26 protein-coding genes are annotated in these 25,150 nt (G+C 67.9%); 17 read left to right on the top strand and 9 right to left on the bottom strand.

Translation table 11 applies throughout. The features are described 5' to 3' along the window. Position 1: 1 nt before the first annotated feature. The 8 genes from DEU38_RS21525 to DEU38_RS21490 all read left to right on the top strand — a co-directional run bounded on the left by DEU38_RS21525 (position 2) and on the right by DEU38_RS21490 (position 6,141). Positions 2-469 carry a DUF3180 domain-containing protein gene (locus DEU38_RS21525; RefSeq protein ID WP_114723478.1) on the top strand — a complete coding sequence of 156 codons (468 nt, stop codon included), beginning with the start codon at positions 2-4 and terminating at the stop codon, positions 467-469. Positions 470-550: 81 nt separating this feature from the next. Next, positions 551-1,702 (top strand): DUF6779 domain-containing protein, encoded by a 1,152-nt coding sequence (locus tag DEU38_RS21520; RefSeq protein WP_220181947.1) that lies wholly within the window; start codon positions 551-553, stop codon positions 1,700-1,702. Between the two features lie 145 nt (positions 1,703-1,847). Next, positions 1,848-2,774: a Rossmann-like and DUF2520 domain-containing protein gene (locus tag DEU38_RS21515; protein ID WP_114723437.1), complete on the top strand. Its 927-nt coding sequence runs from the start codon at positions 1,848-1,850 to the stop codon at positions 2,772-2,774. 7 nt (positions 2,775-2,781) lie between these two features. Beyond that, a complete protein-coding gene (panC, locus tag DEU38_RS21510) occupies positions 2,782-3,732 on the top strand; it encodes a pantoate--beta-alanine ligase (RefSeq protein WP_114723436.1) in 951 nt (316 codons plus the stop codon). Between the two features lie 16 nt (positions 3,733-3,748). Then, positions 3,749-4,171, top strand: coding sequence for an aspartate 1-decarboxylase (gene panD / locus DEU38_RS21505; protein WP_114723435.1), 423 nt, complete (start codon positions 3,749-3,751; stop codon positions 4,169-4,171). A gap of 3 nt (positions 4,172-4,174) precedes the next feature. Continuing rightward, positions 4,175-4,984, top strand: coding sequence for a type III pantothenate kinase (locus DEU38_RS21500; RefSeq protein ID WP_114723434.1), 810 nt, complete (start codon positions 4,175-4,177; stop codon positions 4,982-4,984). Positions 4,985-5,146: 162 nt separating this feature from the next. After that, positions 5,147-5,722, top strand: coding sequence for a cysteine dioxygenase family protein (locus tag DEU38_RS21495; protein ID WP_114723433.1), 576 nt, complete (start codon positions 5,147-5,149; stop codon positions 5,720-5,722). Beyond that, on the top strand, positions 5,719-6,141 hold the full coding sequence (locus DEU38_RS21490) for a rhodanese-like domain-containing protein (RefSeq protein ID WP_114723432.1): 423 nt from the start codon (positions 5,719-5,721) through the stop codon (positions 6,139-6,141). Before DEU38_RS21495 ends, DEU38_RS21490 begins: the two co-directional genes overlap by 4 nt. 34 nt (positions 6,142-6,175) lie before the next feature. On the opposite strand, the gene DEU38_RS21485 is transcribed toward DEU38_RS21490, so the two are convergent. Next, complete coding sequence (locus DEU38_RS21485) at positions 6,176-7,132, bottom strand: AraC family transcriptional regulator (RefSeq protein WP_114723431.1); 957 nt, start codon at positions 7,130-7,132, stop codon at positions 6,176-6,178. Positions 7,133-7,213: 81 nt separating this feature from the next. Here DEU38_RS21485 and DEU38_RS21480 point away from each other — a divergent pair, with 81 nt between their 5' ends. From DEU38_RS21480 to DEU38_RS21460, 5 genes are all read left to right on the top strand, one after another. Then, positions 7,214-7,741 (top strand): anthrone oxygenase family protein, encoded by a 528-nt coding sequence (locus DEU38_RS21480; protein WP_114723430.1) that lies wholly within the window; start codon positions 7,214-7,216, stop codon positions 7,739-7,741. A gap of 11 nt (positions 7,742-7,752) precedes the next feature. After that, positions 7,753-9,264 (top strand): lysine--tRNA ligase, encoded by a 1,512-nt coding sequence (gene lysS / locus DEU38_RS21475; protein WP_114723477.1) that lies wholly within the window; start codon positions 7,753-7,755, stop codon positions 9,262-9,264. Between the two features lie 131 nt (positions 9,265-9,395). Then, positions 9,396-9,749: an Lsr2 family protein gene (locus DEU38_RS21470; RefSeq protein WP_114723429.1), complete on the top strand. Its 354-nt coding sequence runs from the start codon at positions 9,396-9,398 to the stop codon at positions 9,747-9,749. 595 nt (positions 9,750-10,344) lie between these two features. After that, positions 10,345-12,222: a hypothetical protein gene (locus DEU38_RS21465; protein WP_114723476.1), complete on the top strand. Its 1,878-nt coding sequence runs from the start codon at positions 10,345-10,347 to the stop codon at positions 12,220-12,222. Further along, positions 12,219-13,433, top strand: a complete 1,215-nt coding sequence (locus DEU38_RS21460) for an acyltransferase (RefSeq protein ID WP_114723428.1) — start codon at positions 12,219-12,221, stop codon at positions 13,431-13,433. The genes DEU38_RS21465 and DEU38_RS21460 overlap by 4 nt, the downstream gene beginning before the upstream one ends. Here DEU38_RS21460 and DEU38_RS21455 read toward each other — a convergent pair. From DEU38_RS21455 to DEU38_RS21445, 4 genes are all read right to left on the bottom strand, one after another. Next, a complete protein-coding gene (locus DEU38_RS21455) occupies positions 13,399-14,025 on the bottom strand; it encodes a DUF3558 family protein (RefSeq protein ID WP_181818889.1) in 627 nt (208 codons plus the stop codon). The two genes, DEU38_RS21460 and DEU38_RS21455, sit on opposite strands and share 35 nt — an antisense overlap. Positions 14,026-14,072: 47 nt before the next feature. Beyond that, positions 14,073-14,447, bottom strand: coding sequence for a hypothetical protein (locus tag DEU38_RS28640; protein ID WP_181818888.1), 375 nt, complete (start codon positions 14,445-14,447; stop codon positions 14,073-14,075). Next, complete coding sequence (locus tag DEU38_RS21450) at positions 14,444-15,523, bottom strand: hypothetical protein (protein ID WP_147283560.1); 1,080 nt, start codon at positions 15,521-15,523, stop codon at positions 14,444-14,446. Before DEU38_RS21450 ends, DEU38_RS28640 begins: the two co-directional genes overlap by 4 nt. Positions 15,524-15,719: 196 nt before the next feature. Then, positions 15,720-16,517, bottom strand: a complete 798-nt coding sequence (locus DEU38_RS21445) for a hypothetical protein (protein WP_258558089.1) — start codon at positions 16,515-16,517, stop codon at positions 15,720-15,722. A 375-nt stretch (positions 16,518-16,892) separates the two neighbouring features. Here DEU38_RS21445 and DEU38_RS21440 point away from each other — a divergent pair, with 375 nt between their 5' ends. Further along, positions 16,893-19,445 (top strand): ATP-dependent Clp protease ATP-binding subunit, encoded by a 2,553-nt coding sequence (locus DEU38_RS21440; RefSeq protein ID WP_114723425.1) that lies wholly within the window; start codon positions 16,893-16,895, stop codon positions 19,443-19,445. A 55-nt stretch (positions 19,446-19,500) separates the two neighbouring features. Here the strand turns inward: DEU38_RS21440 and DEU38_RS21435 are convergent, their stop codons facing one another. After that, on the bottom strand, positions 19,501-20,100 hold the full coding sequence (locus DEU38_RS21435) for a TIGR03086 family metal-binding protein (RefSeq protein WP_114723424.1): 600 nt from the start codon (positions 20,098-20,100) through the stop codon (positions 19,501-19,503). Between the two features lie 97 nt (positions 20,101-20,197). Here DEU38_RS21435 and DEU38_RS21430 point away from each other — a divergent pair, with 97 nt between their 5' ends. Then, complete coding sequence (locus tag DEU38_RS21430; RefSeq protein ID WP_114723423.1) at positions 20,198-21,169, top strand: YafY family protein; 972 nt, start codon at positions 20,198-20,200, stop codon at positions 21,167-21,169. Positions 21,170-21,174: 5 nt separating this feature from the next. Here the strand turns inward: DEU38_RS21430 and DEU38_RS21425 are convergent, their stop codons facing one another. Next, positions 21,175-21,780, bottom strand: a complete 606-nt coding sequence (locus tag DEU38_RS21425; RefSeq protein WP_258558088.1) for a hypothetical protein — start codon at positions 21,778-21,780, stop codon at positions 21,175-21,177. Between the two features lie 166 nt (positions 21,781-21,946). Between DEU38_RS21425 and DEU38_RS21420 the strand changes: the two genes are divergently transcribed. Then, positions 21,947-23,533: an MFS transporter gene (locus DEU38_RS21420; RefSeq protein ID WP_114723422.1), complete on the top strand. Its 1,587-nt coding sequence runs from the start codon at positions 21,947-21,949 to the stop codon at positions 23,531-23,533. An 82-nt stretch (positions 23,534-23,615) separates the two neighbouring features. Continuing rightward, entirely contained in the window at positions 23,616-24,050 is a 435-nt protein-coding gene (locus DEU38_RS21415) for an OsmC family protein (RefSeq protein ID WP_114723421.1), read from the top strand. 58 nt (positions 24,051-24,108) lie between these two features. Here DEU38_RS21415 and DEU38_RS21410 read toward each other — a convergent pair whose 3' ends face one another. Then, positions 24,109-24,441, bottom strand: a complete 333-nt coding sequence (locus DEU38_RS21410) for an SH3-like domain-containing protein (RefSeq protein WP_114723420.1) — start codon at positions 24,439-24,441, stop codon at positions 24,109-24,111. Continuing rightward, positions 24,438-25,145 (bottom strand): thiocyanate hydrolase subunit gamma, encoded by a 708-nt coding sequence (scnC, locus tag DEU38_RS21405; RefSeq protein ID WP_114723419.1) that lies wholly within the window; start codon positions 25,143-25,145, stop codon positions 24,438-24,440. The genes DEU38_RS21410 and scnC overlap by 4 nt, the downstream gene beginning before the upstream one ends. Between the last annotated feature and the right edge of the window lie 5 nt (positions 25,146-25,150).

The raw sequence follows: 25,150 nt of genomic DNA, 5'->3' as shown, positions 1-25,150 counted from the left end.
GATGAAGCCGACCCGGATCTGGGACCTGCTGTCGCTGGCACTGCTGGCCGCAGTCGCGACATGGTTGCTGGTGCGTGTCTCGTATGGCTCGCTGCCCCCGATTCCCATCTACGCCGGGGCATCGCTGTACCCGGTGGCGCTCATCGAGGTGGTGTTGGCGTTCGTGATCCGGGCCCGGGTTCGTGGGCACGCGATCGGCCCGGGGCCGCGTCAGCTGCACCCGATCACCGCGGCCCGAGCGGCGGCGCTGGCGAAGGCGTCGGCACTGGTCGGTGCGGCGAGTGCCGGCGTGTGGGCAGGTTTCCTGGTGTTCCTGTGGCCGCAGCGTTCGGAGTTGCGGGCGGCGGTGTCGGACAGTCCCGGCGCGATCGTCGGGCTGGTTGCCGCGGTCTTGCTGGTGGTGGCCGCGATGTGGCTCGAGCACTGTTGCCGGACTCCGGACGAGCCGCCGGACGAACCCGCGCACTGATCTGCGCAACCGGACAAACGGGATTGGCGCCCGGATGTGTCCGGGCGGAGGTTCCCTCTGAGTGCGGCTACCCTGATCTGCATGACGGTTCCGGGTCGCGCCAAGTCAGTACGCCGCAACCGGCGCAGTGCGAGCCAGATGATCATTGCAGGTCTCGTTGTGCTCGCCGTCGCCGCCTCTTTGTTCATGATCTTCAGCGAAAGCGTCCAGCTGCTGCGGGTCGGTTTGGTGATCGCGCTGTGGGCCGCGACACTCGGTGCAATCGCGATGACGAAGTACCGGCGCGAATCCGCCCTCGACAAGGCGAAGGTTCGCGACCTGCAGAAGGTGTACGAGCTGCAGTTGGAGCGCGAGATCGGCGCTCGCCGCGAGTACGAGTTGGGCGTCGAGGCCCGGGTTCGTGGAGAACTGGGCGCCGAGGCCGAGAACATCGCCGCGTTGCGCGAAGAGCTTGCGGCGCTGCGCAAGAACCTCGAGGTCTTGTTCGACGGACGCCTGCCCGAGGAGCGGGTGGCGTTGCGCGCGGAGTCGATGCGGGTCCAGGAGCTGGCAGGTGGCCCTCAGCCGTCGGCGCCGGGCCTGTTCCGGCCGGGCGCTCAGGCACCGGCGCGGAACAACGCCCCGCGGCCGGCACCGAACAGGCCGTCGTTCGCGTCGCCGTACGACGATCCGGTGACCGCCGAAACATCGGTCGTTCCACCCGAGCCGATCGACGTCGAGGTCGACGAGGTTGCCGAGCCGGTGGTGCCGCAGCCGGTCGTGCGGGCCGAGAAGGTCGAGCAGGTCAAGCCGGTCGAGCAGGTCAAGCCGGTCGAGCAGGTCAAGCCGGTCGAGCAGGTCAAGCCGGTCGAGCAGGTCAAGCCGGTCGAGCGGGTCAAGCCGGTCGAGCAGGTCAAGCCGGTCGAGCGGGTCAAGCCGGTCGAGCGGGCCACGCCCGTCGAGCGAGTCACGCGAGAAGAGCGGAAGCCGGCCCCCGCCGTCCAGGAGCGCGTTCAGGAGAAGAAGCCCGCACCCGTTCCCACTCTCGTTCCGGATCCCGACACCGGGGCCGACGCCGATGCGGACGCGGGCGGCGAAGTGCCCGCGTCGCGGCGGTCGCGTCGCCGCGCCGAGGACGCCGGGGACGCCGGGGGCGCGCACTCGAATGGGCTGTCGGTCGCCGAGATCATGGCGAACATGAAGTCGGCGGATTCGGGTGACGCCGAGCCGCGTCGCCGTCGCCGCGCCGAGTGATCGTCGAGGTCCCGCGGCTGTCGGTCGTGAAGTGAGCTGTAGATCACGTCACTAGCCCGTGGCGGCGTGTCTTCGCGCGGGGCTATTCTCTCCGCAGAACGTCTGGTACCCGCCGAGCGGGACTGGAACGAACGAGAGGACAAGTGTGACCTCTTTCGGGATCACCAACGGGCCTGCGCCTGCACGATTGACGGTAGGAATCGTCTCGGCGGGCCGGGTCGGAACTGCCGTAGGCGCCGCGCTCGAGCGGGTCGGTCATATCGTCGTCGCCTGTTCCGCGGTGTCCGACGCGTCCGTCCTCCGTGCCGAGACCCGGCTTCCCGACACCGAGATCCTGCCGGTGCCCGACGTCGCGGCCGGCGCCGAACTGCTGATTCTTGCCGTCCCCGACGATGAGCTCGCGGGCCTGATCAACGGCCTGGCCGCCACCGGAGCGGTGCGCCCCGGCACGATCGTCGTGCACACCTCCGGCGCCAACGGCATCGGGATTCTCGAGCCGCTCACCGCGCAGGGCGTCGTTCCGCTCGCGATCCATCCCGCGATGACCTTCACCGGTCACGCCGAGGACACCGCGCGTCTGTCCGACGCCTGCTTCGGCATCACTGCGGCCGACGACATCGGCTACGCGATCGGGCAGTCCCTCGTGTTGGAGATCGGCGGCGAGCCGGTGCGGGTCCGCGAGGACGTCCGCCCGCTCTATCACGCGGCCCTCGCGCACGGCAGCAATCACCTCGTGACGCTCGTCGTCGACGCGGTCGCGGCGCTGCGGGTGGCCCTCGAGGGGCAGGAACTGATGGGTCAGGAACTCGTCGGCGACGAGCCCAACGGGTTGCCCGAGCGGGTGCTGCAGCCGCTGCTGTCGGCGGCGCTGGACAACGCGCTACGGCGCGGGCAGTCGGCACTGACCGGGCCCGTGGCGCGTGGGGACGCGGCGGCGGTCGCGAAGCACCTCGAGGTGCTCGGGGACGTCGACCCGCAACTGGCCGCCGGATATCGGGCCCTGTCGCTGCGGACGGCGCAGCGCACGGGGGCCAAGCCGGAACTGATGGAAGTACTCGATGATCGGGAATGAGCAGGGAATGGGCACTGTGACCGAAGCTTCTGCACTGCAGGGCGGATACAAGCGCGGCGAACTGACCGTGCACCACGACCCCGCGATCGTGACGCGGGTGTCGAAGGCGCTGCGGGGCGTGGGCCGTCAGGTCGCGCTCGTCCCGACGATGGGTGCTCTGCATTCGGGGCACATCGAGCTGGTCCGCCAGGCGAAGCTGACCGGTGCGGTCGTGATCGTGTCGATCTTCGTCAATCCGCTGCAGTTCGGTGCGAACGAGGATCTCGACGCCTACCCGCGCACCCTCGACGCGGACCTGGAGTTGCTGCGCGCGGAGGGCGTCGAGCTGGTATTCGCGCCCAGCGCGAAGGCGATGTACCCGGAGGGCCCGCGCACCACGGTGCTGCCGGGTCCGCTCGGCGCCGAGCTCGAGGGTGCGAGCCGCCCGACGCACTTCGCCGGCATGCTCACCGTCGTCGCGAAGCTGCTGCAGATCGCGGCGCCCAATGCCGCGTACTTCGGTGAGAAGGACTACCAGCAGCTGACGCTGATCCGGCAGATGGTGCGCGACCTCAACTTCGACGTCCGGATCGTCGGCGTGCCGACCGTCCGCGAGCAGGACGGCCTGGCGCTGTCCTCCCGCAATCGCTACCTGGACGCGGAGCAGCGCGAATTGGCGACCGTCCTGTCGGCTGCGCTCGTCGCGGGGGCCCACGCGGCCGCCGGCGGTGCGGAGGGGATCCTGGCCGTCGCCCGCGACGTGCTCGCGTCCGTTCCCGGCGTCGAGGTCGACTACCTCGAGGTGCGCGGCGTGGACCTCGGCCCGGCTCCCGAGCGCGGTGACGGCAGATTGCTCGTCGCCGCCCGCATCGGTACCACTCGACTGATCGACAACGTCGGCGTCGCGGTGGGAACCGGATTCCTCGAGCGCGACCCCCAGCCGGGCGATCCGGCCACTGACGACCTCCTCTCCCACTGAAACCGAAGGGCCGAAGATGCTGCGCACCATGATGAAGTCGAAGATCCACCGTGCCACGGTCACGCACGCGGACCTGCACTACGTGGGATCGGTGACCGTCGATCAGGATCTGATGGAGGCGGCCGACCTGCTCGAGGGTGAGCAGGTCACGATCGTCGACATCGACAACGGCGCCCGCCTCGAGACGTACGTAATCACTGGCGAGCGCGGTTCGGGTGTCATCGGGATCAACGGTGCCGCAGCGCATCTGGTGAACCCGGGCGACCTGGTGATCCTTATCGCGTACGGCGTGATGGACGAGCAGGAGATTCGCGAGTACGCGCCGCGCGTGGTGTTCGTCGATGCCGACAACAAGCCGGTGGAACTCGGTTCGGATCCGGCGCACGCGCCCGAGGGCTCCGGACTGATCACCCCGCGGATGCTCTCCAGTCTGGTGTAGACGGTGCTCCTCACCGTCGACGTCCGGAACACCAACATCGTTCTCGGGCTGTTCACCGGCAGCGGTTCGCACTCGAAGCTGGTGCAGGACTGGCGGATGCGTACCGATCCCCGGTTGACCGCCGACGAGTTGGCGCTCAAGATCCGGGGACTGCTCGGCGTGAACGCAGAACAGGTCACCGGAGTCTCCGCGCTGTCGACGGTGCCGTCGGTGTTGCGCGAGATCCGGGTGATGCTCGGCCGGTACTGGGATCACGTGCCGCATGTCGTGGTGGAACCCGGTGTCCGGACCGGTGTCCCGCTGCTGGTCGACAATCCGAAGGAAGTAGGCGCCGACCGTATCGTCAACAGTCTGGCCGCGCACCACCTCTACGACAGTGCGTGCATCGTCGTCGACTTCGGCACCTCGACGTGTGTCGACGTCGTCTCCGCGAAGGGGGAGTTCCTCGGCGGGGCGATCGCGCCGGGGATCGAGATCTCCACGGACGCACTGGCTTCCCAGTCGGCGGCCCTCCGCAAGGTGGAACTGGTGCGGCCGCGCTCGGTGGTCGGCAAGAACACGGTCGAGTGCATGCAGTCGGGGGCGATCTTCGGGTTCGCCGGCCTGGTCGACGGTCTGGTCAGCCGGGTGCGCTCGGAGCTCACCGCTTTCGCGGGCTCGAACGTGGCCGTGATCGCGACCGGGGACAGCGCGCCGCTCATCATGCCGGAGTGCGCCACCGTGGAGCATCATGAGCCGGATCTGACGCTCGAGGGTCTGCGGCTGGTGTACGAGCGCAACCTCGCCCGGCGCGCACGGCGCACCGAGATCTGAGCGCCGGAGTAACCGGCGTCACTGCGCGTCCGGGGTTCCGTGGGCTTCCGTCGTCGCTGATGTTGTGTCACACTGTTCGACGTGTCCCGTTGCATGAGTGCCCAGGAGTGTTGTCGAGGCTGAACGCTGCCTTGACCAATTTCACTTCCTGGAGCTCTACTCATGCTTTCTGCATATTCTTTTGACGTCTTCACGTCTGCTTCCGACCGCGGTGCTCGCCGCTTCGATGCCGCGCCGCCCTCCCGTCTGCGCCCCGCCGACCTGCTGCGTATCACCGACCAGGGTGCCTCCGACGTCCTCGAAGGCCGTCACGACCACCTGCTGCCGGGCGCGTTCCCGACGCGGGAGCGGTGGTCGACCCGCCTCTACGCCGACGACGACGTCGACGTCTGGTTGATCAGCTGGGTACCCGACAGGTCCACCGAATTACATGACCATGCAGGCTCTTTCGGGGCTCTGACGGTGCTCAGCGGCAACCTCGCGGAGTACCGCTGGACCGGTGGCGAGCTGCGTCGCCGCACCCTCGAGGCCGGCGACCAGGCGTCGTTCCCGCTGGGATGGGTGCACGACGTGATGCGGGCTCCGGGCCCGGTCACCGTCACCACCGAACCCACGCTGAGCGTGCACGCGTACTCGCCGCCGCTCACCGCCATGTCCTATTACGAGGTCACCGATCGCGGGGCGTTGCGCCGCACCCGCACCGAGCTGACCGATCTGCCCGAAGGGGGCTCCAAGTGACCATCGACCAGATGCTCGACGACGCTCGTTCGCAGATCGACCGCATGTACGTCTTCGAACTCACCGAGGCCTACCGGCGCGGCGCCATCTTCGTGGACATCCGCCCGCAGGCGCAGCGCGCGCTCGAGGGCACGCTGCCCGGCGCGTTGGCGATCGAACGCAACGTCCTCGAATGGCGACTCGACCCCACCAGCAGCGCGCACCTGGCGCTCGCCGTCGACCACGACGTCGAATGGGTGATCGTGTGCTCCGAGGGGTACACCTCCAGCCTGGCTGCGGCGTCGCTGCGGCAGCTCGGGCTGAACAAGGCCACCGACCTCGTCGGCGGCTACAAGGCTATCAAGTCGGCCGGTCTGCTCGGCGCGCTGATGGGGGAGCGTCACTGCGCCCGCGAGCTGGCGACGGTCTCCGCCCACTGAGGTCACCGGCCGCTCGGCCGAATGTCACATACGTTCAGTTGGACTGAACGCGTGTGACATTCGGCCGGCGGCGGAACTCGCGTGGGCTCACACCGTGGTGTCTGGTGAACGCTGCGGTGAGCGCGAACGGACTGGAGTAGCCCACCGCGGCGGCTATCGACGACACCGTCCGCCCGGGATCCGACAGCAGGTCCGCGGCGACGGACAGGCGCCATCCGGTCAGGTAGCCGACCGGCCCGACGCCCATGCGCGCCGAGAACCGTCGTGCGAAAGCGGCTCGGGAACAGTTGCATTCGCGGGCCAGGCCCTCGACGGTCCACGGCTGCTCCGGCTGGTTGTGGATCAGCCGCAGGGCGTTCCCGATGATCGGGTCGTCGTAGGCTGCGATCCAGTTCGGTGACCGTGATGAGTTGTGGGCCAACCATTCCCGAAGCGATGCGATCAGGACGAGGTCCAGCAGCCGATCGAGCAGTACGCTCTGGCCGGGACTGTCCAAGGTGATCTGTTGCGCCAGCAGGGCGGTCATCGGTTCGGTGTCGGTGCTGCGCGGTACCACCGCGATCGGGGTGAGGCAGTCGAGCAGTTGCCGGCTGAGGTAGCTGTCGAGCCGGTACGTGCCGGTCAGCATCACGGTCGGGCCGTCGAGCGCGTTGCCCCAGGTTCGGACGCCGAGGTCGGTCATCCTCATGGCCGGTGCTCCGGCGGCAGTGTGGCAGGCCTGGTTCTCGTCGATGATCACGTGCGGCGGCGTGTCCGGGCGGTCGGCGACCGTGTAGGCGTCGGGTCCGCGCACGAGTGCGATGTCGCCCGGTGTGAGAGTCGCGCCGGCGCCGGTATCCGAGACGACGACCGCGGATCCCCGGAGCAGTGCCACTACCGTCACCGGCGCGTGGTCCTCGATGCGCAGCGACCACGGCGGAGCGAGCACCGAGCGCAGTAGGAATGCCCCCTCCGCCCGAGAGTCGGAGAGCACCATCGACAGTGCGTCCATGCCCGCGACGGTAGACGCTCGAGTATGTTTCTGCGACGCTGCGCCATGGATCGTCTCGCATTGTTGCGGTGGTATCGATTCATGACCACAACAGCGGACAGCACGTCGTCGTCGGGAGCAGTCGCCTTCGAGATCCTCGTCGGAGTGACCGCGCTGGGCGCCGTGATCGCCGGCGGGGCCCTGTTCGCGTTCTCCGCGTTCGTGATGCCCGCGCTGAGTTCGATCCCCGTGCCCTCGGCGATCGAGTCGATGCAGGCGATCAACGTCGCGGCTCCGCGCAGTGCACTGATGGTTCCGCTGATGGGATCCGCGCTCACCGCCGCGGTCTGCGGCGTGTGGGCTGTGATCGCCCGCCCCGCAGGATGGGTCCTGGTGCTGGTGGGTGTCGTCGGGACGATCGCGGCCTTCGCCGTCACCGCGATTTACCACGTTCCGCGCAACGACGCGTTCGCGTCGGCGGACCTGGCCGACGCGGCCGCCTGGCAGAGCTACCGAACCGGATGGACGCTCTGGAATCACGTCCGGGTCGGCGTCTACTTCGCATCCGGCGTGGTGCTCGCGATCGCTGCCGCGCTACCGGCCACACGCTCGGCAGATGCCGCCCTATAGTCTTGTATCCCGTGAGTGAAGCACCCGCCCAGCCAGTAGACGACACCCCCGAGCAGCTCCGGATCCGCCGCGAGAAGCGGGAGCGTCTGCTTGCCCAGGGGCAGGAGCCGTACCCGGTGTCCGTTCCCCGCACTCACAGCCTCGCGGAGGTGCGCGCGAAGTACCCCGATCTGGAGCCCGACACCGCTACCGGTGAGCAGGCCGGCGTCGTGGGCCGTGTCATCTTCGTGCGCAACACGGGCAAGCTCTGCTTCGCGACGCTGCAGGAGGGCGACGGCACCCAGCTGCAGGCGATGCTGAGCCTGGCCAACGTCGGCGAAGAGGCCCTGGCCGCGTGGAAGTCCGACGTCGACCTCGGCGACTTCGTGTTCGTGCAGGGTGAGGTCATCAGCTCCCGTCGCGGTGAGCTCAGCGTCATGGCCGACTCGTGGCAGATGGCGGCCAAGTCGCTGCGTCCGCTGCCCGTCGCGCACAAGGAGATGAGTGAGGAGTCCCGCGTGCGTCAGCGCTACGCGGACCTCATCGTCCGCCCCGAGGCCCGGGAGAACGCCCGCAAGCGTGTTGCCGTCGTTCGTGAGCTGCGCAATGCCCTCGAGCGGCGCGGGTTCCTCGAGGTCGAGACGCCGATGCTGCAGACGCTGCACGGCGGCGCCGCGGCCCGCCCGTTCGTGACGCATTCCAACGCGCTCGACATCGACCTGTACCTGCGTATCGCGCCCGAGCTGTTCCTCAAGCGCTGCGTGGTCGGCGGCATCGAGAAGGTCTTCGAGATCAATCGCAACTTCCGCAACGAGGGCGTCGACTCGACGCATTCGCCGGAGTTCGCGATGCTCGAGACGTACGAGGCCTACGGCACCTACGACGATTCCGCGAAGATGATCCGCGAGCTGGTCCAGGAGGTCGCGCAGGCGGCGTTCGGCACGCAGGTGGTCACGCTCGCGGACGGCACCGAGTACGACCTCAGTGGCGAGTGGAAGACGATGGACATGTATCCGTCGCTGTCCGAGGCCATCGGCGTGCAGGTCACCCCGGACACCACGGTCGAGGAGCTGCTGGCGCTGGCCGCCAAGGTGGGTCTCGAGGTCCCGAAGGACAAGGGATACGGCCACGGCAAGCTCGTCGAGGAACTGTGGGAGCACCAGTGCGGTGACCAGTTGTACGCGCCGACGTTCGTGCGGAACTTCCCGGTCGAGACGTCGCCGCTGACCCGCCAGCACCGCACCCTGCCGGGTGTCACGGAGAAGTGGGATCTGTACATCCGCGGATTCGAACTCGCCACCGGATATTCGGAGTTGGTCGATCCGATCATTCAGCGTGAGCGTTTCGTCGATCAGGCGCGTCTCGCCTCGGCCGGCGACGACGAGGCGATGGCTCTCGACGAGGAGTTCCTGGCGGCGATGGAGCAGGGTATGCCGCCGACCACCGGAACCGGCATGGGAATCGACCGTCTGCTGATGGCACTCACCGGATTGGGAATCAGGGAAACCATCTTGTTCCCAATTGTCCGACCGAGCGCGCGCTGACCGGGAGTTTCAATTCGCTCCTATTGCCGAGTCATCACTTTTGGTGATTCAGGGGTACGATTGCATTCGTGTTACCGGCTGGGGCGCATCGCGTCTGAGCAACGTCGCGTCATTCGGAAGGAATTGACCCCATGGCAAAGAAGGTCACTGTAACGCTCATCGACGACGTCGATCAGGACGCCACTGCCGATGAAACGGTCGAGTTCGGCCTGGATGGGGTTCTGTACGAGATCGATCTGTCTTCGGAGAATGCCGCGAAGCTTCGTGAACAGTTGGATGTTTGGGTTTCGCATGCCCGCAAGGCGACGGCTCGTCGTCGTGGCGGCAAGGGTACTTCCAGTAGCAGTGCGACCTCGTCGCGTGTTTCGGTAGACCGCGAGCAGAGTGCGGCGATTCGCGAATGGGCACGCCGGAACGGTTATCCGGTGTCCTCTCGCGGTCGAATCTCGGCGGAAATCACCGAGGCGTACAACAAGGCGCACTGATTACGGCCGGACGTCGCCTCCGCCGATTCGGCCCCGCGTGTAAAGGCGCGCTGCTAGTGTCCGCGATGTGCGGCTGAGGCGATTGTTTACCGACGCAGTGCCTTCGATATTGGACAATCCGGGTGGGTCCGGGCCGGGATCGAACCACTCGTCGCGTAATCCGCTCGACAGTCATCCGAATCCGGTTGTGCCGGTACACGGCACCGGGGGGAACCGGCCCGGACAATGGGGCCACGTATGCCCCGCCCCCGGCGACCGAGGAATATTGCGTCTTCTCGCTTCCTCCCGTTCCATTCGCCGATCTCTCCTGGTCGATTCCGGCGTTCGACGGAATGAAGCCGATCGAGCAGAGGACACGCCGGCGGGGCACCGATTACGGTGGGCATGCGGCGATCGCCGCGGAGTCGATGGCGGCGCGCATGCTCAATGCGCTGGACCGCGGCCGCCCGCGTCCGATTCCGTGCCAGTTCGTCGCACCGATCACAGGAGGCTGAAGCACCTCGCACAGCACTCCGGCGGCTCCTCAGACTCGCATTAATTTGCGTCAGTAAGGTTCCGCTCCGGCGATCGGGCCGACGGGAAGGAGCGTGTGCGGGTGCGAGCAGTTCCGGAGGCGGGCCTCGGCGACGAGATCGACTCGCCCACACCGACGCGGAATCCCTGGTGGCTGCTCGATTCCCGACGAGTCGTTGCGGTGGCCGCCGCAATGGTCGCCCTGCAGATGGTGGTGCGGGGCATCGTCGCCTTCTCGGGCGACTTCTACTGGGACGACCTGATCCTCATCAGCCGCTCGGGGCAGTACCCGGCGTTGTCGGGGCAGTTCCTGTTCTACGACCACGACGGTCACTTCATGCCTGCCGCGTTCCTGGCGGCCTGGTTCGCGACCACGGTGGCACCGCTGACCTGGGCGGTCTCTGCGTTGATGTTGCTGTTTCTGCAACTGCTGGCGTCGCTCGCGGTCCTTCGCGTCCTGCGGTTGCTGCTCGGGATGCGCCCGATCGTGCTGCTGCCGCTCGCGTTCTACCTGTTCTCTCCGCTGACCCTGCCGTCGTTCGCGTGGTGGGCCGCGGGACTGAACTCGCTGCCGATGCAGATCGCCCTCGCCTGGGTGGCGGGCGACGCGATCCGGCTCTGTCGGACCGGACGCGTCCGGTTCGCGGTGTCCGGTTCCGTGGTGACCGCGCTGTCGCTGGCGTTCTTCGAGAAATCGGTGCTGGTGCCGATCGTCGCGTTCGCGACCGTGGTGCTGCTGTTCCGGCTGGACGGAATCGAGCGGCCGCTGCGTTCGGCGTGGCGCCGGGGTCGGGTGCTGTGGATTCCGCTGGTCGCCGTCACCGCGCTGTGGGCGGCGGCGTACCTGTACTTCACCGAGTCGAGGTTCGTCGTCCCGAGTCCGGCGCAGACCGTCGGCCTCGCCCACCACGGCACGTCGCTGGGCCTGGTGCCGACACTGCTCGGCGGACCGTGGGCGTGGGATCGGTGGCCGCCGAGCCCGCCGTGGGCGACGCCGCCGACCGTCCTGGTCGTGCTCGCCTGGGCGGTGCTGCTGGCGGCGCTGGCGTGGTCGCTGCTGTGCCGGAAGCGCACGGGTGCGGTGTGGCTGGCGCTGGTGGCCTACGTCGCGGCGTCGGAGGCGGCGATGGTGCTGACCCGGTCCGGTCCCGGTACCGCCTACGAGCTGGCGCAGACGCTCCGTTACGTCGCCGACAGTGCCGTCGTCATCGCGATCGGCTGGGCGTTGATCGTCCGCGCACCGCGTCGCGAGAATCCTCGGCTGCGCACCCCGGCTGCGCTCCAGAAGCCGGAGAGACGAGCGGTCGTCGCGCTGGCCCTGACCGTCCTGTTCGTTGTGAGCAGTGTGTGGTCGACGTTCACGTTCGTCCAGCGGTGGCGCGACAACCCCACCGTCGACTACCTCGCGAACGCCCGCGCCTCGCTGGCCGCGAATCAGGGCTCGCCGCTGCTGGATCAGCCGGTGTCCATCTGGGTGCTGCTGCCCGTCGCGTACCCGCACAACACGACCAGCCACATCTTCGCCCCGTTGGACGAGCGCCCCGAGTTCGGCCGGTCCACCAACTACCTGCAACTCCTCGACGACTCCGGCCGGCTGATCCCCGCCGCCGTGACGTCGATCCGCAACATCGGTCAGGGGCCGGTGCCGGGCTGTGGCTACCGCGTCGAGGACGGCGCCACCGACATCCCGCTCGACGGCCCGCTGATCGACTGGGAGTGGACCGCCCAGCTCAACTACTTCGCGAGCGCCGACGGGACGATCGAGGTCGGGCTCAGCGGCAGCGGCCCGGCTGCCGACGCTGTGACTGTCCCCGTCCAGGCCGGGCTGAACCAGGTGTTCGTGCGGCTTTTCGGCCCCGGCACCGCGGTGCGCGTGCAACCGGTGAATCCTGGACTGGCGCTGTGCGTCGGAGCCGGTCCGGTCGGTGCCGTCGTCCCGGCTGCGGGGTCCGGCTCGTGAGAACGGACGGGGACGCCGGGTATCTGGCGTCGCTCACCGGCCTGCGCGCGGTCGCCGCGCTGCTCGTGGTCGGCGCGCACGCCGCGTTCTGGACCGGCCGGTACACGAACGACCTGGCGGGCGGCGCGTTCTCCCGCCTCGAGATCGGCGTCGCGGTGTTCTTCGCGCTGTCGGGCTTTCTGCTCTTCCGTCCGTGGCTACGGGCGGCGGCCGGGCAGCAGGAGTTGCCGTCGGCGCGCACGTACCTGTGGCACCGGGTCCGACGGATCCTGCCGGCGTACTGGATCACCGTCGTCGCGACCTACGTGATCTATCTGTTCCGGGAGCCGGGGGAGACGGGTCTGGGCTGGTCGGGGTTCGCGCGGAACATGACGCTCACCCAGATCTACGGGACCGGGCACCTGCACACCGGGCTCACCCAGATGTGGAGCCTGGCGGTGGAGGCCACGTTCTATCTGCTGCTGCCGGTGCTCGGGTGGTTCCTCGTCGTGGTCGTCTGCCGCCGCTCGTGGCATCCGGTCCGGCTCGCGATCGCGCTGCTCGTGGTCGTCGCGATCACGCCGTTGTGGACGCTGATCACGCACAACACCGACCTCACGTACACCGCACGGCTGTGGCTGCCGGGATTCATCGCGTGGTTCGCGGGCGGCATGCTGCTCGCGGTGGTGTCGCTGACGGTGAAGCGGTGCAACCCGTACGCGATGGGTCTGCTGGCGCTGTACTTCCTGCTGCTGGCATGCACGCCGCTGGCGGGCGAGGCGACGATCATCCCGATGGACGTCACCGAGGCCGTCACCAAATCGACGCTCTACCTGCTGTTCGCGATGTCGCTGATGGCGCCACTGGTGATCGGCGACCGGCCCGGTCCCCTCGGCAAGCTGTGCGCGTCCGGACCGATGGTGTGGCTGGGCGAGATCTCGTACGAACTGTTCCTGGTGCACCTCGTGGTGATGGAGTTCGTGATGGAGATGCTCGGCTACCGCACCTTCCAGGGCTCGACCATGGGCGTCTTCATCGTCACCGTCGCCTTCTCCGTCCCCATCGCGTGGGTGTTGCACCGGACGCTGGAACGCGTGCTGCCCACCGGCCCGCGGGCGGAGCGGCGGGTGACCGTCACCCGGCGCGCATCCGTCGTGGACTCGGCGGTGCCCGACGTCGACGCGGCGGCGACCCGGGCTACTCCCAGTCGAGTCGATTGCCGGCGCTCGTGAGCAGGGTCAGCGACTGCGCGCACAGGTCGTCGGGGCTGCGCCCGTCGCCCGGGCGGGCCTTGACGTCCATCATCACCGTTCGGTTGCCCGAGAAGTGTGTGTACATCAGGCAGCGCGCCTGGTTGCCGAACATGAGAAACACCTCGCGGCCATCGATGTCCGCGACGACGGCAGCTTCCCCGGCGTTGGCTTCCGCTTGGAACTGTGCCAACGAGACCGCGGTGGAGCCCTCCTCGGCCCCCCAAATGCAGCCTGTCGGCCCAGCATCGGTTTCATGGGTGACGACACCGGGCACCAATGATTCCCGTGTCGTCGCTGCCACCTCGTCGGGGGTGAGCAATCCGCACGGATCGAAGTCCATCGCGACCGGCATCGGGGATCCGGCATTCGTGATGGGTGCAGTCCTGCGCGTACTCAGCGTCGAGGGCTTCACCAGAGACGCACTTTCGTCGAACGTCGGCTCGACGGGCGCCTCGGAGGTGACTGTGACCTGTGGTCCGGTTTCGGGTGCTTCCTCCGGGGCGCTGCACGCCGTAAGGGTAAGTATGGCCAGGACGGCGCAGGTCGCTATTGCGACGGGCAGGATGCGCATGGTGCTCGTTTCGTGAGGGTTGCGTCGAAGTCGGTTGGCGGGTGCGGTCATTCCCATTGGAATCGATACGGGGCTTCGTCTTCCTCGACGGGAGTCGGCCGCGGTGTCGGGTTGCGGAACCACACGAAGTGGCGTGACTGGCGAAGTTCGGCGATCTCCGGCGGCACTGCGGCCGCTCGCCACTCGATCTCTTCCCAACGGCATTCTCCGGCAGCGACTCTCGCGGCGTATGCGCGAAGTTCGTCCGATACGTCCGGCATCGCTGCGAGTCGGTCCATGAAGGCGTCGTCGATTTCGGTGCGTGTGTCCCAATCGCCGTGCCGTTGTCGCTCGGCGCGGATGCGCTCCGTGGCCAGAGAATCGGCCGAGTTCATCAGCCGGTCGTAGGCGGAACGTAGGTGGGGCGGAATCCCGTCGATCATGCCGCGTCCTCCCACGGTTCGCCTCCGGTCCCCATCGAGAAGCTCTCGGTGGGTTTGTGGAGTGGTCCGTCAGCGTCGGCGACCCCGGCTATGTCGAACGCCAGTTCGGCCTTCGTCCGGACGTCGTCGACCTTGGAGGTGATCGGCGCCAGAATAGATTCCGCGAGCTCGTTGAGCGTCCCGCTCGGCGAGGCCACGGCTGCGAGGAACCCGTTGAGAGCCTTGACCACCTCTCGGATCTTCTCCACCAACGAAGTGACCCGACCCTGGACCGCGTCGATGATCTTGGTGATTTCGTAAACCTGGTATCCGGTTCCAGCAAGCGGAATCTTCTTGAGAACAAATTTCAGCAGGTGGCTCGCATCGTTGACCTGCACCTGCTCCTCGAGCATGTCGGCGAGGTGGCTCACGGCTTCCTCAACTGCCGCTTTGATTTCGTCGGCAACCCGCTCGAGACACACCTTGGTCACCCTTCCGACCGGCCCCTCCCAGGTCATTGCCTCGGCCTGTCGCGAGGCGTACTCCTGGAACGCGACGGCAGCCTTCCCGTCCCAGTGTTCGTCGACCTGTTTCGCACCCGCTGCGAGGTTCTGACCGGACGTCTCCATCGCCTCGCCTGCGATCTTGTATGCGTCGCCGATGCGTTTCAGTTCGTTCCAGTTCCCGCTGATCGGCTTGATCACTTCTTCGAGCGGACTCCAACCGGTCGCGACCTTGATCCCGTCATCGACATCACCCAACCAGCCCGCAGAGTCGGAGATCAGTTTGCGGATGTCCTCGGCCGCGGTTTCCGGAGGAGCGAGATCGACCGATTCGACAGCGGAGTACTTGGACGGCTCGGGAAACGGCCCAGCAACTCCCGTACCCGGATGCTCCGCATCGGCGCCTGCTTCCGGGAGCAGACAGCTCAGCAGGTTCGCGTTCAGGGCGTCGTAATTTCTCTTCTCTTGGTCCGCGTACATCCAGGCCGCGCGGTTCAGTTCGACGCCGATGCTGGAGCAGGTTGAGCTGAGGTCGTCGTAGCGGCCATGCGTGAAGTCTGTCGCGAGCGAGAGTGGGCTCAGCAGCATCTGCATGATCCCGCCGTCGAAGTCACCCGACGGTCGGGTGTGTTCGTCGAGGAAGCGTGAGGCTGCCTGCGCGTCACATCCGATCGCCTCGGCCAGTACTGCCAACCCGGCAACTTCCGCGGCATTTACCTCGAATACCTCTCCCACGTCACATCCCCCTATGTTTCTGTCTTCGAATCTGCTGGTCCGGCCGGTGTGTTTTCTAACTAGCGCGTACGGACGTGATGATCGCGTCCAACGTCGAAGGAGCGGCTGCTCCGGAAATCCCCTCGTGGGCCTCCGCAAGCAAGACCATCACTTCGGCAGTCGCGTACGCCGGGGTCGCCACGACCTCCACTCGCGCCGATGGCGGTGTGCAACGGTTGTTCGGGGGTATGTCCGTGATCTTCGCGGTGTACTTCACCGCGGGCCGCCCGGAAATCTCGAACGACACTGGGCCCGTGATCTCGACTTTCGGCTCAGTACCCTGATCGTTGGTGAAGATCTCCCGGGCAAGACTTACCTGTTCACGGGCCGCGGAATCGATGTCGATCCCGTTGAGGCCGGTGGCGCCGGTCATCGCCATTCGCGCCCCGTCGCTGTCCGGGCAGTAGCCATACCCGAAACGTCCGACCGCGCCGAGGGTCACGATCGGGCCTTCGAGGTTCGACCATCCTGCGACGGCACCCCAGCGGTTTTCCCAGTCCGGCGGAATGTCGTAGGTGAGCCCGAACTTGGTCGCGATGGGTTGCGGCTTCCCCGGCTCGACGTCGATCTTCGGTGGCGGGAACTGCATCGACGGGAATCCCGGAGGCAGGGACGGCGGGGGTGTGGTCGACGTGGGCGCAGTCGCGGTCGGCAGCGCGAGCGCCGAGCGCAACTCGTTCGAATCGGGCGCATCCGGTCCGAGGCTTGCCAGTCTGGGGATCAGGAGAATCACCCCGTATGCGGCGGCGACCGTGAGGGCAAGGCACAGCAGCGAGATCAGCGCACGTCGTCGTGCGGGCTTGATCGGACGCACCAGAATTCCCCCCGGAACCGAAACACCATAGATGCCGCGACGCCCCCGTCCGGCGGGATCACCGTACAGAACCTTGCCGATTCCCCTCCGAGCGACCGCTGCGGAAGTGTTCGCTTCAGGCGTACAGCCGGCGGGAAACGATTCCGCCACCTGCGGCGTTGAAGACTTCGAGCAGGTTGACTCCGCACGTTTGACGGGTGGAGGAGCGGCGGGTCGAATGGCAGCCCACTAGAGTATGAGGTGGGGTCGTGGAACCTTCGTCGGTTCCGGAGGCCGTCAGCCTGTTGTGCCGGAGCGAAACGCGGCGGGCGGGTACGAGACACTGTGACAAGCGGGGCCTCGGACCTGGACCGCCGGAGAGTGTGAGGGAGAGCGATGTTCGAGAGGTTCACCGATCGCGCGCGGCGCGTTGTTGTCCTGGCGCAAGAAGAAGCCAGGATGCTCAACCACAACTACATCGGCACGGAACACATCCTGCTCGGTCTCATCCACGAGGGTGAGGGCGTGGCGGCGAAGTCGCTGGAGTCGTTGGGTATCTCCCTCGAAGGTGTCCGTAGCCAGGTCGAGGAGATCATCGGCCAGGGCCAGCAGGCCCCGTCCGGCCACATTCCGTTCACCCCCCGTGCCAAGAAGGTCCTCGAGCTCAGCCTGCGCGAGGCGCTGCAGCTCGGCCACAACTACATCGGCACCGAGCACATCCTGCTCGGCCTGATCCGCGAGGGCGAGGGTGTCGCGGCTCAGGTGCTCGTCAAGCTGGGCGCCGACCTCAACCGTGTCCGTCAGCAGGTCATCCAGCTGCTCTCGGGCTACCAGGGCAAGGAGCCGGCCGAGGCCGGCGGCAGCCGTGGCGAGGCGGGCACCCCGTCGACGTCGCTGGTCCTCGACCAGTTCGGCCGCAACCTCACCCAGGCCGCCCTCGAAGGCAAACTCGACCCGGTCATCGGCCGCTCGAAGGAAATCGAGCGCGTCATGCAGGTGCTGAGCCGCCGCACCAAGAACAACCCTGTCCTCATCGGTGAGCCGGGCGTCGGTAAGACCGCCGTGGTCGAGGGCCTCGCACAGGCCATCGTCAACGGCGAGGTCCCGGAGACCCTCAAGGACAAGCAGCTCTACACGCTGGATCTGGGCTCCCTGGTGGCCGGCAGCCGTTACCGCGGTGACTTCGAGGAACGCCTCAAGAAGGTGCTCAAGGAGATCAACACCCGCGGCGACATCATCCTGTTCATCGACGAGCTCCACACCCTCGTCGGTGCCGGCGCGGCCGAGGGCGCCATCGATGCGGCCTCGATCCTCAAGCCGAAGCTGGCCCGCGGCGAGCTGCAGACCATCGGTGCCACCACGCTCGACGAGTACCGCAAGTACATCGAGAAGGACGCCGCCCTCGAGCGCCGGTTCCAGCCGGTCCAGGTCGGCGAGCCGACGGTCGAGCACACCATCGAGATCCTCAAGGGTCTGCGCGATCGCTACGAGGCGCACCACCGTGTCTCGATCACCGACAGTGCGCTGGTCGCGGCGGCCACCCTGGCCGACCGCTACATCAACGACCGCTTCCTGCCGGACAAGGCCATCGACCTCATCGACGAGGCAGGCGCCCGGATGCGCATCCGTCGGATGACCGCACCGCCGGACCTGCGCGAGTTCGACGACAAGATCGCCGACGCCCGTCGCGAGAAGGAGTCCGCGATCGACGCGCAGGACTTCGAGAAGGCCGCGAACCTGCGCGACAAGGAGAAGACCCTCGTCGCACAGCGTGCCGAGCGCGAGAAGCAGTGGCGTTCGGGTGACCTGGACGTCATCGCCGAGGTCGACGATGAGCAGATCGCCGAGGTGCTGGGCAACTGGACCGGTATCCCGGTCTTCAAGCTCACCGAGGAGGAGACCACGCGTCTGCTCCGCATGGAGGAGGAGCTGCACAAGCGGATCATCGGCCAGGAGGACGCCGTCAAGGCCGTCTCCAAGGCGATCCGCCGCACCCGCGCCGGCCTGAAGGATCCGAAGCGTCCGTCCGGTTCGTTCATCTTCGCCGGTCCGTCCGGTGTCGGTAAGACCGAGCTGTCCAAGGCGCTCGCGAACTTCCTGTTCGGCGACGACGACGCGCTCATCCAGATCGACATGGGCGAGTTCCACGACCGGTTCACCGCGTCGCGTCTGTTCGGTGCCCCTCCCGGCTACGTCGGCTACGAAGAGGGCGGCCAGCTCACCGAGAAGGTGCGCCGCAAGCCGTTCTCGGTGGTCCTGTTCGACGAGATCGAGAAGGCTCACCAGGAGATCTACAACACCCTCCTGCAGGTGCTCGAGGACGGCCGTCTCACCGACGGTCAGGGTCGTACGGTCGACTTCAAGAACACCGTGCTGATCTTCACCTCGAACCTGGGCACCTCCGACATCTCGAAGGCCGTGGGTCTGGGCTTCTCCGCCGGAACGGGCAGCGAGTCGAACTACGAGCGGATGAAGCTCAAGGTCAACGACGAGCTCAAGAAGCACTTCCGCCCCGAGTTCCTCAACCGCATCGACGACATCATCGTCTTCCACCAGCTGACCAAGGATCAGATCATTCAGATGGTGGACCTGATGATCGGCCGCGTCGAGAAGCAGCTGAAGAACAAGGACATGGACATCGAGCTGACCGAGCAGGCCAAGTCGCTGCTCGCCAAGCGCGGGTTCGATCCGGTGCTCGGCGCGCGGCCGCTGCGTCGCACCATCCAGCGCGAGATCGAGGACCAGCTGTCGGAGAAGATCCTCTTCAACGAGGTCGGCCCCGGTCAGATCGTGCTCGTCGACGTCGAGGGTTGGGACGGCGAGAGCGCGGGCGAGGACGCGAAGTTCACGTTCACGCCCAACCCGAAGCCGGTCAAGGTGCCGGACTCGCCCGCCGAGGCGCTGGCCGGTGCCGGCGACGCCCCGTCCGAGGGTGGCTCCGCCGAGTAGGTTCACAGGCACGACGACGCCCCGCACGCAGCAGCGTGCGGGGCGTCGTCGTGTGTCAGGCCGAGATCGTGGGCCGGCCGATGCCGGTCCGGCCGGACCAGTTGGCGAGGCGTTCCGTCGGTCCCGCTCCCTCGGCCGGCTCGACCACCGCGCCGAACGGCACGTGCCCACCGCGGGGGTTGGCGGGGATCGCGCGGCGGGCCACCGCGAGTGCCGATTCGGCGAGTGCGGAGTCGGTCTCGGTGGGTTGCCCGGTCGCGGCGGCCAGATCCCAGCCGTGGACCAGCGTCTCGTTGAGGTATCCCCAGATCGCGGCGCGGCCGGGTACGCGGCCCCACGGCGCGGTGACGGTGACGTCGAGCAGCGCGTCGTCGCTCCAGACGGCCCACATCCTCTCGCCGGCGATCCGGTACGCGGCGCACCGATCGCCGTCGACGGCGATCGCGACCAACGGCACGGTGGTCGGGTCGCCGCCCTCCCCGATGACGCGCGCCCGGTCGACGGTGGCGACCAGGTGGCCCATCAGGGTCGCGACGTCGAACTCGTCGCACGGCGTCTGATCCGTCAGCTGGTCCGGCCGCACCTCGGCAATCAAGGCGGTCACCCAGGCCAGGGCCTCGCGGTACAGGGGGCGGGGATCGGTGATGTCGGTCATGGTGGGGCCTTTCGATCGAGTGCACGTGTGCGGACCGCGCCCACTCTCGTCCCTAATCACGACATCTCCTGTCATGTATTGCTGAGAGGATGGGGCAATGCGCGCCGACCGCCTCCTCTCGCTGGTATTGCTGCTGCGGAACAGGGGACGGATGTCCGCCACGGCCCTCGCCCGGGAGCTCGAGGTGTCCACTCGCACGGTGCTGCGTGACGTCGAGGCCCTGTCGACGGCAGGGATCCCCGTCTACGCGGAACGCGGCCGGGACGGCGGGTTCGCCCTGCTGCCGGGGTTCACCACCGACCTCACCGGGCTGACGGTGGAGGAGGCGAAGGCGCTGCTCGCGGCCGGCGCCGCGGCCACCCCTGCGGCGCTGGGGATGGCGCCCGCCTTCGCGTCCGCGATGCGGAAGGTGTCGGCCGCCATGCCCGACACGCATCGCTCGGCCGCCACACGAGTCGCGGAACGGGTGCTCGTGCGGCAGGGCGGTTGGCTCACCGATTCGTCCCACGAGGCGTATCTCGGCCTGATCCAGCAGGTGGTGTTCGCGGGGCGCCGGCTTCGGCTCCGGTACGCCGCCCGCGGCGGCGAATCACGCTGGCGCACAGTTGATCCGATCGGCCTGGTCAATGCCGGCGGCAGGTGGTACCTGGTGGCAACGCATCGCGGTTCGGAGCGCACGTACCGGCTGTCCCGCATCCAGGACGCCGTGGAGCTCGACGAGCCGGCGCGGCGCGACCCCGTCGTCGACCTGGCCGGGATCTGGGACCGGCGGCGGTCCGAGTTCCGTGCGCTGCACGAGTCCGTGGCGGCCATCGTTCGGGTGCGGGCCGAGCGGCGGGAGGACCTTCTCGGCTCGGTGCTCTCCGCCGCCTCGGAGACTCGCGCGGACGGCTGGATCACGGCCGAGGTCGAGTTCGGCGACGCCGCTCACGCCGGGGGAGTGTTGTGGATGCTCGGCGAGGATGCGGAACTTCTCGGGCCCGAGAGTCTGCGCGAGGGGATCAGGCTCCGGGCGTCGGGCATGGCCGATCGGCACCGGGCCGCCCGTCCGGTGCCGGAACCGGGCTGACCCACTCAGGTGCAGGGGCCCGTCGACCCCGTCATCACCACGACGTGCGCGGCGCGGCGCGTCCGGTCCGGCCCGAACAACGCCACTTCCTGCCGGGCCCAGCGGTCCCAGTGCGGCCGGAATATGTCGCCGTCGCGCCGCAGGGCGCGACGCATCCGCTCGTCCGGGGAGGCGTCGACGAACACCCGGACCGCGAAGTACCCGCGCGCGATGCCACAGGTCGATCCGGCACCCTCGACGATCAGGTAGCGGTGGCGGCGGACCGCGCGCCACTCCGCGTATCCGCCGCGATACCAGTCGTAGCGCCGGTAGCGCGGGATCCGGCCGTGCTCGGCGGGAGAGAGGACCCACCGGACGAGTAGCGGCACGGACGCCGCAAGACCGTCCCAGCCGGGGTAGAGGTCGTCCATCCGGACGATCGGCGCGTCGCCCAGCGCCGCGGCGACCCGATCGGCGAGGGTCGATTTTCCGCCGCCCGCGGGACCGTCGATGCCTACCAGGATCGGTCGGCGTCCTCGACGCCGCCGTCGGTGGGCGGCACGGGCCAGAGCCGCGGTCCGAGCTGCCCCCTCGGCCTGCGCCCGGCTGGTCTGATCGTCGTCGGTGGTCACGATCAGCACGCTATGCCGATCGTCGCCCCGGTCGGTATTCGCCGAGGCGGTCGAGTGGGCTCCGGGGGGCTGCCGGGGGGCCTGCCACCAGATCACCGCGGGGTTCGTCCCGGTCGTGTCGGCCTGTCGGTGAGCGGGACGGACCTCGATGGTGTGAACTGGCCGCATGACGTCCGCTGCGGTCGGGACACGCCCCGCCCGGGCCTCGTTGGTCCTGACGGCCCTGATCCTCGTCGCCGCCGTGGCGAACCTGAACCTGGCGGTGGCCAATGTCGCGCTGCCCGACATCGGTCGGGCCTTCGACGCGAGCCAGACGCAGCTGAACCTGATCGCCGTCGGGTACTCCGTCGGGCTCGCGGGTTCGGTGCTCTACCTCGGTGCCCTCGGTGACCGGTTCGGCCGCAAGATGATGCTGGTGCTCGGCATGGTGCTGTCGCTGCCCGCGTGCATCATCGCCGCGTTCGCGCCGACCGTCGAGGTGCTGATCCTCGCGCGCCTGCTCGGTGGAGTCGCGGCCGGGATGGCCTTCCCGACCACCCTCGCGCTGATCACCGCACTCTGGTCGGGGGCCGGCCGGACCAAGGCGATCGCACTGTGGTCCGCGATCGGGGGCGGCATCTCCTCGCTAGGCCCGCTCGTGTCCGGTGCCCTGTTGCAGTCGTTCGACTGGGGTTCGGTGTTCCTGGTGACGGTGCCGCTCGCGCTGGTCGCACTGGGGTTCGCCGTGTTCTTCGTGCCGAGCCACGTCAACGAGTCGACCGATCCGGTGGACCATCTGGGCGGGATCGTTTCCGTGGTCCTGGTGGCTGCACTGGTGTTGGGGATCAACTTCGCTCCCGTCGACGGTATGCGCATGACCGCGTTGTCGATGCTGCTGGTCGCGGCCGCCGCGGGCATTGCGTTCGGAATACGGCAGTTGCGGGCGAAGTACCCGCTGTTCGACCTGCGGGTGGCCCGCCGGCGGATCTTCTGGGTGGCGGCGGTCGCGGGCATCGTCGTGTTCGGCACCCTGATGGGGACGCTGTACATCGGGCAGCAGTTCATGCAGAACGTGCTCGGCTACTCCACGCTGGCCGCGGGCTCCGCGGGTCTGCCCGCGGCGGCCGTCATGGTGGTGGTGGCGCCGCAGTCGGCCAAGCTGGTCGAGTCGCACGGCGCGCGGTTCACCCTCTTGCTGGGATACACGGCGATCGTGCTGGGACTGCTGGTGGCCCTGCTGCTGTGGAAGGAGGACGCGCAGTACTGGAAGATCGCGCTCGGCTACATGTTCCTCGGCGCGGGCGTCGGACTCGCCGGCACGCCCGCCTCGCATTCGCTGACCGGGTCGGTGCCGGTGTGGCGGGCGGGAATGGCGTCGGGCACCGCGGACCTGCAGCGCGACCTGGGTGGCGCCATCGTGCAGTCGGTGCTCGGCGCGCTGCTCACCGCCGGATACGCGGCCTCGTTCGCTGCCTCGATCGCCGCCAGTCCGGACTCCGGCGCCGTCAGTGATCAGACCGAGGCCGCGTTGGAGAAGTCGTTCGCCGGTGCCGAGAACGTCGCGGAGCGGTACCCGCAGTACGCGGACGCGATCACCGCCGCCGCCCGTGCGGCCTTCCTCGACGGTGACACCCGCGCGTACAGCGCGGCGATCGTGATCGTCCTGGTCGGTGCGGCGCTCGTCTTCTTCGCCTACCCGCACCGCGATCGGGAACGGGAACTGTTCGCGCAGTATCACGAGACCGACGAGGCGACCGAGCGCGCCGACCGGTGATCCTGAGTAAATCGCGAGTACCGGGCGAGGTGTCGGTGAACACTGGTGGATGTCACCCGCACACTCCGACGGAAGGACTCCCATGCCTACACGTACCGCACACACCGCCTGGAACGGGACGCTCGAAAAGGGTTCGGGCCAGGTCGAACTCACCAGTTCGGGGGCGGGCACCTTCGAGGTGTCGTTCCCGAAGCGGGCCGCCGAGGACGCCGGGGGCACCACCAGTCCGGAGGAACTGATCGCGGCCGCGCACTCGTCCTGCTACGCGATGCAGTTGTCCGCCCTGATCGGCGAGGCGGGTGGGGTCCCGCAGAGTCTCGACATCCGGGCCGACGTATCGCTCGGCCCCGACGATCCGGGCTTCAAGCTCACCGGGATCACGCTCACTGTCCGCGGTGAGGTGGACGGCCTGGACGCTGCGGGGTTCGCCCGTGTGGCCCAGGCCGCCAAGGAGTCCTGCCCTGTGAGTAAGGCCCTCACCGGCGTCACGATCACGCTGGATGCCGCGCTCGAGTAGTCCGTATGGCGGGTGCTCGAACGTTACTGTGGCGGAATCGCTTCCGGTGACCTTGCGGTCAGGCTCGTTCGAGCCTCGCCCGGATCCGGTCCATCTTCGCCTTCAGTTCGTCCTGCGTGACGATGCCGCGGTCGAGCAGCGTGTGCGCGGTGGTGATGGCGGACCGGGAGTGGACCGGGAACTCGCTGTAGATGGTTTCGCCCAGTTCGTCCTCGGTGTGCCGGCGCTCGAGGTTGTCCCACGCGCCGCGCCACGACAGGCATTCGACCGTGGCCTGCATTGCCGACTCCCACGGGTCCGGCTTGCGGTCGGTGTCGGGGAGGGCTCCGCCGCGCTCGGAGCCTTCTTTCAGTGTGCCGAGGATGATCTCGTATCCCTGTGCCGTGGTCACTTGCCACCTCCCGAAGACGGCGCGGACGGCGCCTCGGATGCGTCCCAGTCGGCGGACGGCAGTGCCACACCGATCATCGTGTCGCGGGTGACGATCTTCTCGAGCTGTTCCTCGGTCCAGCCCTCGGTGCCCCCGGGGCGCATCGGCATGACCATGAACCGCGACTTCTGGTTCGAATCATGCACGCGCACTTCCACATCGGACGGTAAGTGTAGTCCGAACTCGGCGAGAACCTCGCGGGGGCGCCGCACCATGCGTCGACGGTAGTTCGGCGTCCGGTACCAGTCCGGCGACATGCCGAGGACGGGGCGCGGGTAGCACGAGCACAGCGTGCACACGATCACGTTGTGCACCGTCGGGGTGTTCTCGAGGACGTAGAAGTAGGTGTAGTCACTCGGTGTTCCGGAGCCGGTGGGGTCGGTCCAGTCGATGCCCACCTCCTTACAGGTCTCGGTCCCGTCCTCGAGCAGGCGCTTTTTGAACTCGGGATCGGTCCAAGCCTTGGCCACGAGTTTCGACCCGCCGGAGGGTCCGATCGACTCGGCCCACTCGGAGAAGCGGCGGTGATCCTCGGCGGAGAACAGACCCTTCTCGATCGCGAGTTCGCGCAGCGCGAGTTCCAGGACCTCGAACTCGCTGACCTCCTCGGAGGCCTGGATGGGCGCGTGTGCATCCTTGCCGGAATGGCTGTGTGAGTCGCTCACTTCTC

The sequence above is a fragment of the Rhodococcus sp. AG1013 genome (assembly GCF_003350365.1).
Classification (GTDB): Bacteria; Actinomycetota; Actinomycetes; order Mycobacteriales; family Mycobacteriaceae; genus Prescottella.
Note: the sequence above shows the minus strand (reverse complement) of the source record. Positions and strands in the feature narration are given on the sequence as shown.

Coding starts and splice junctions, on each gene's coding strand:
- DEU38_RS21495 (WP_114723433.1), top strand. CDS start 5,147: ATGCTTTCTGCATATTCTTTTGACGTCTTCACGTCTGCTTCCGACCGC.
- DEU38_RS21520 (WP_220181947.1), top strand. CDS start 551: ATGACGGTTCCGGGTCGCGCCAAGTCAGTACGCCGCAACCGGCGCAGT.
- panC (WP_114723436.1), top strand. CDS start 2,782: ATGGGCACTGTGACCGAAGCTTCTGCACTGCAGGGCGGATACAAGCGC.
- DEU38_RS21430 (WP_114723423.1), top strand. CDS start 20,198: ATGCGCGCCGACCGCCTCCTCTCGCTGGTATTGCTGCTGCGGAACAGG.
- DEU38_RS21455 (WP_181818889.1), bottom strand. CDS start 14,025: ATGCGCATCCTGCCCGTCGCAATAGCGACCTGCGCCGTCCTGGCCATA.
- DEU38_RS21420 (WP_114723422.1), top strand. CDS start 21,947: ATGACGTCCGCTGCGGTCGGGACACGCCCCGCCCGGGCCTCGTTGGTC.
- DEU38_RS21435 (WP_114723424.1), bottom strand. CDS start 20,100: ATGACCGACATCACCGATCCCCGCCCCCTGTACCGCGAGGCCCTGGCC.
- DEU38_RS21525 (WP_114723478.1), top strand. CDS start 2: ATGAAGCCGACCCGGATCTGGGACCTGCTGTCGCTGGCACTGCTGGCC.
- DEU38_RS21480 (WP_114723430.1), top strand. CDS start 7,214: ATGACCACAACAGCGGACAGCACGTCGTCGTCGGGAGCAGTCGCCTTC.
- panD (WP_114723435.1), top strand. CDS start 3,749: ATGCTGCGCACCATGATGAAGTCGAAGATCCACCGTGCCACGGTCACG.
- DEU38_RS21440 (WP_114723425.1), top strand. CDS start 16,893: ATGTTCGAGAGGTTCACCGATCGCGCGCGGCGCGTTGTTGTCCTGGCG.
- DEU38_RS21470 (WP_114723429.1), top strand. CDS start 9,396: ATGGCAAAGAAGGTCACTGTAACGCTCATCGACGACGTCGATCAGGAC.
- DEU38_RS28640 (WP_181818888.1), bottom strand. CDS start 14,447: ATGATCGACGGGATTCCGCCCCACCTACGTTCCGCCTACGACCGGCTG.
- DEU38_RS21415 (WP_114723421.1), top strand. CDS start 23,616: ATGCCTACACGTACCGCACACACCGCCTGGAACGGGACGCTCGAAAAG.
- DEU38_RS21485 (WP_114723431.1), bottom strand. CDS start 7,132: ATGGACGCACTGTCGATGGTGCTCTCCGACTCTCGGGCGGAGGGGGCA.
- DEU38_RS21450 (WP_147283560.1), bottom strand. CDS start 15,523: ATGCAGATGCTGCTGAGCCCACTCTCGCTCGCGACAGACTTCACGCAT.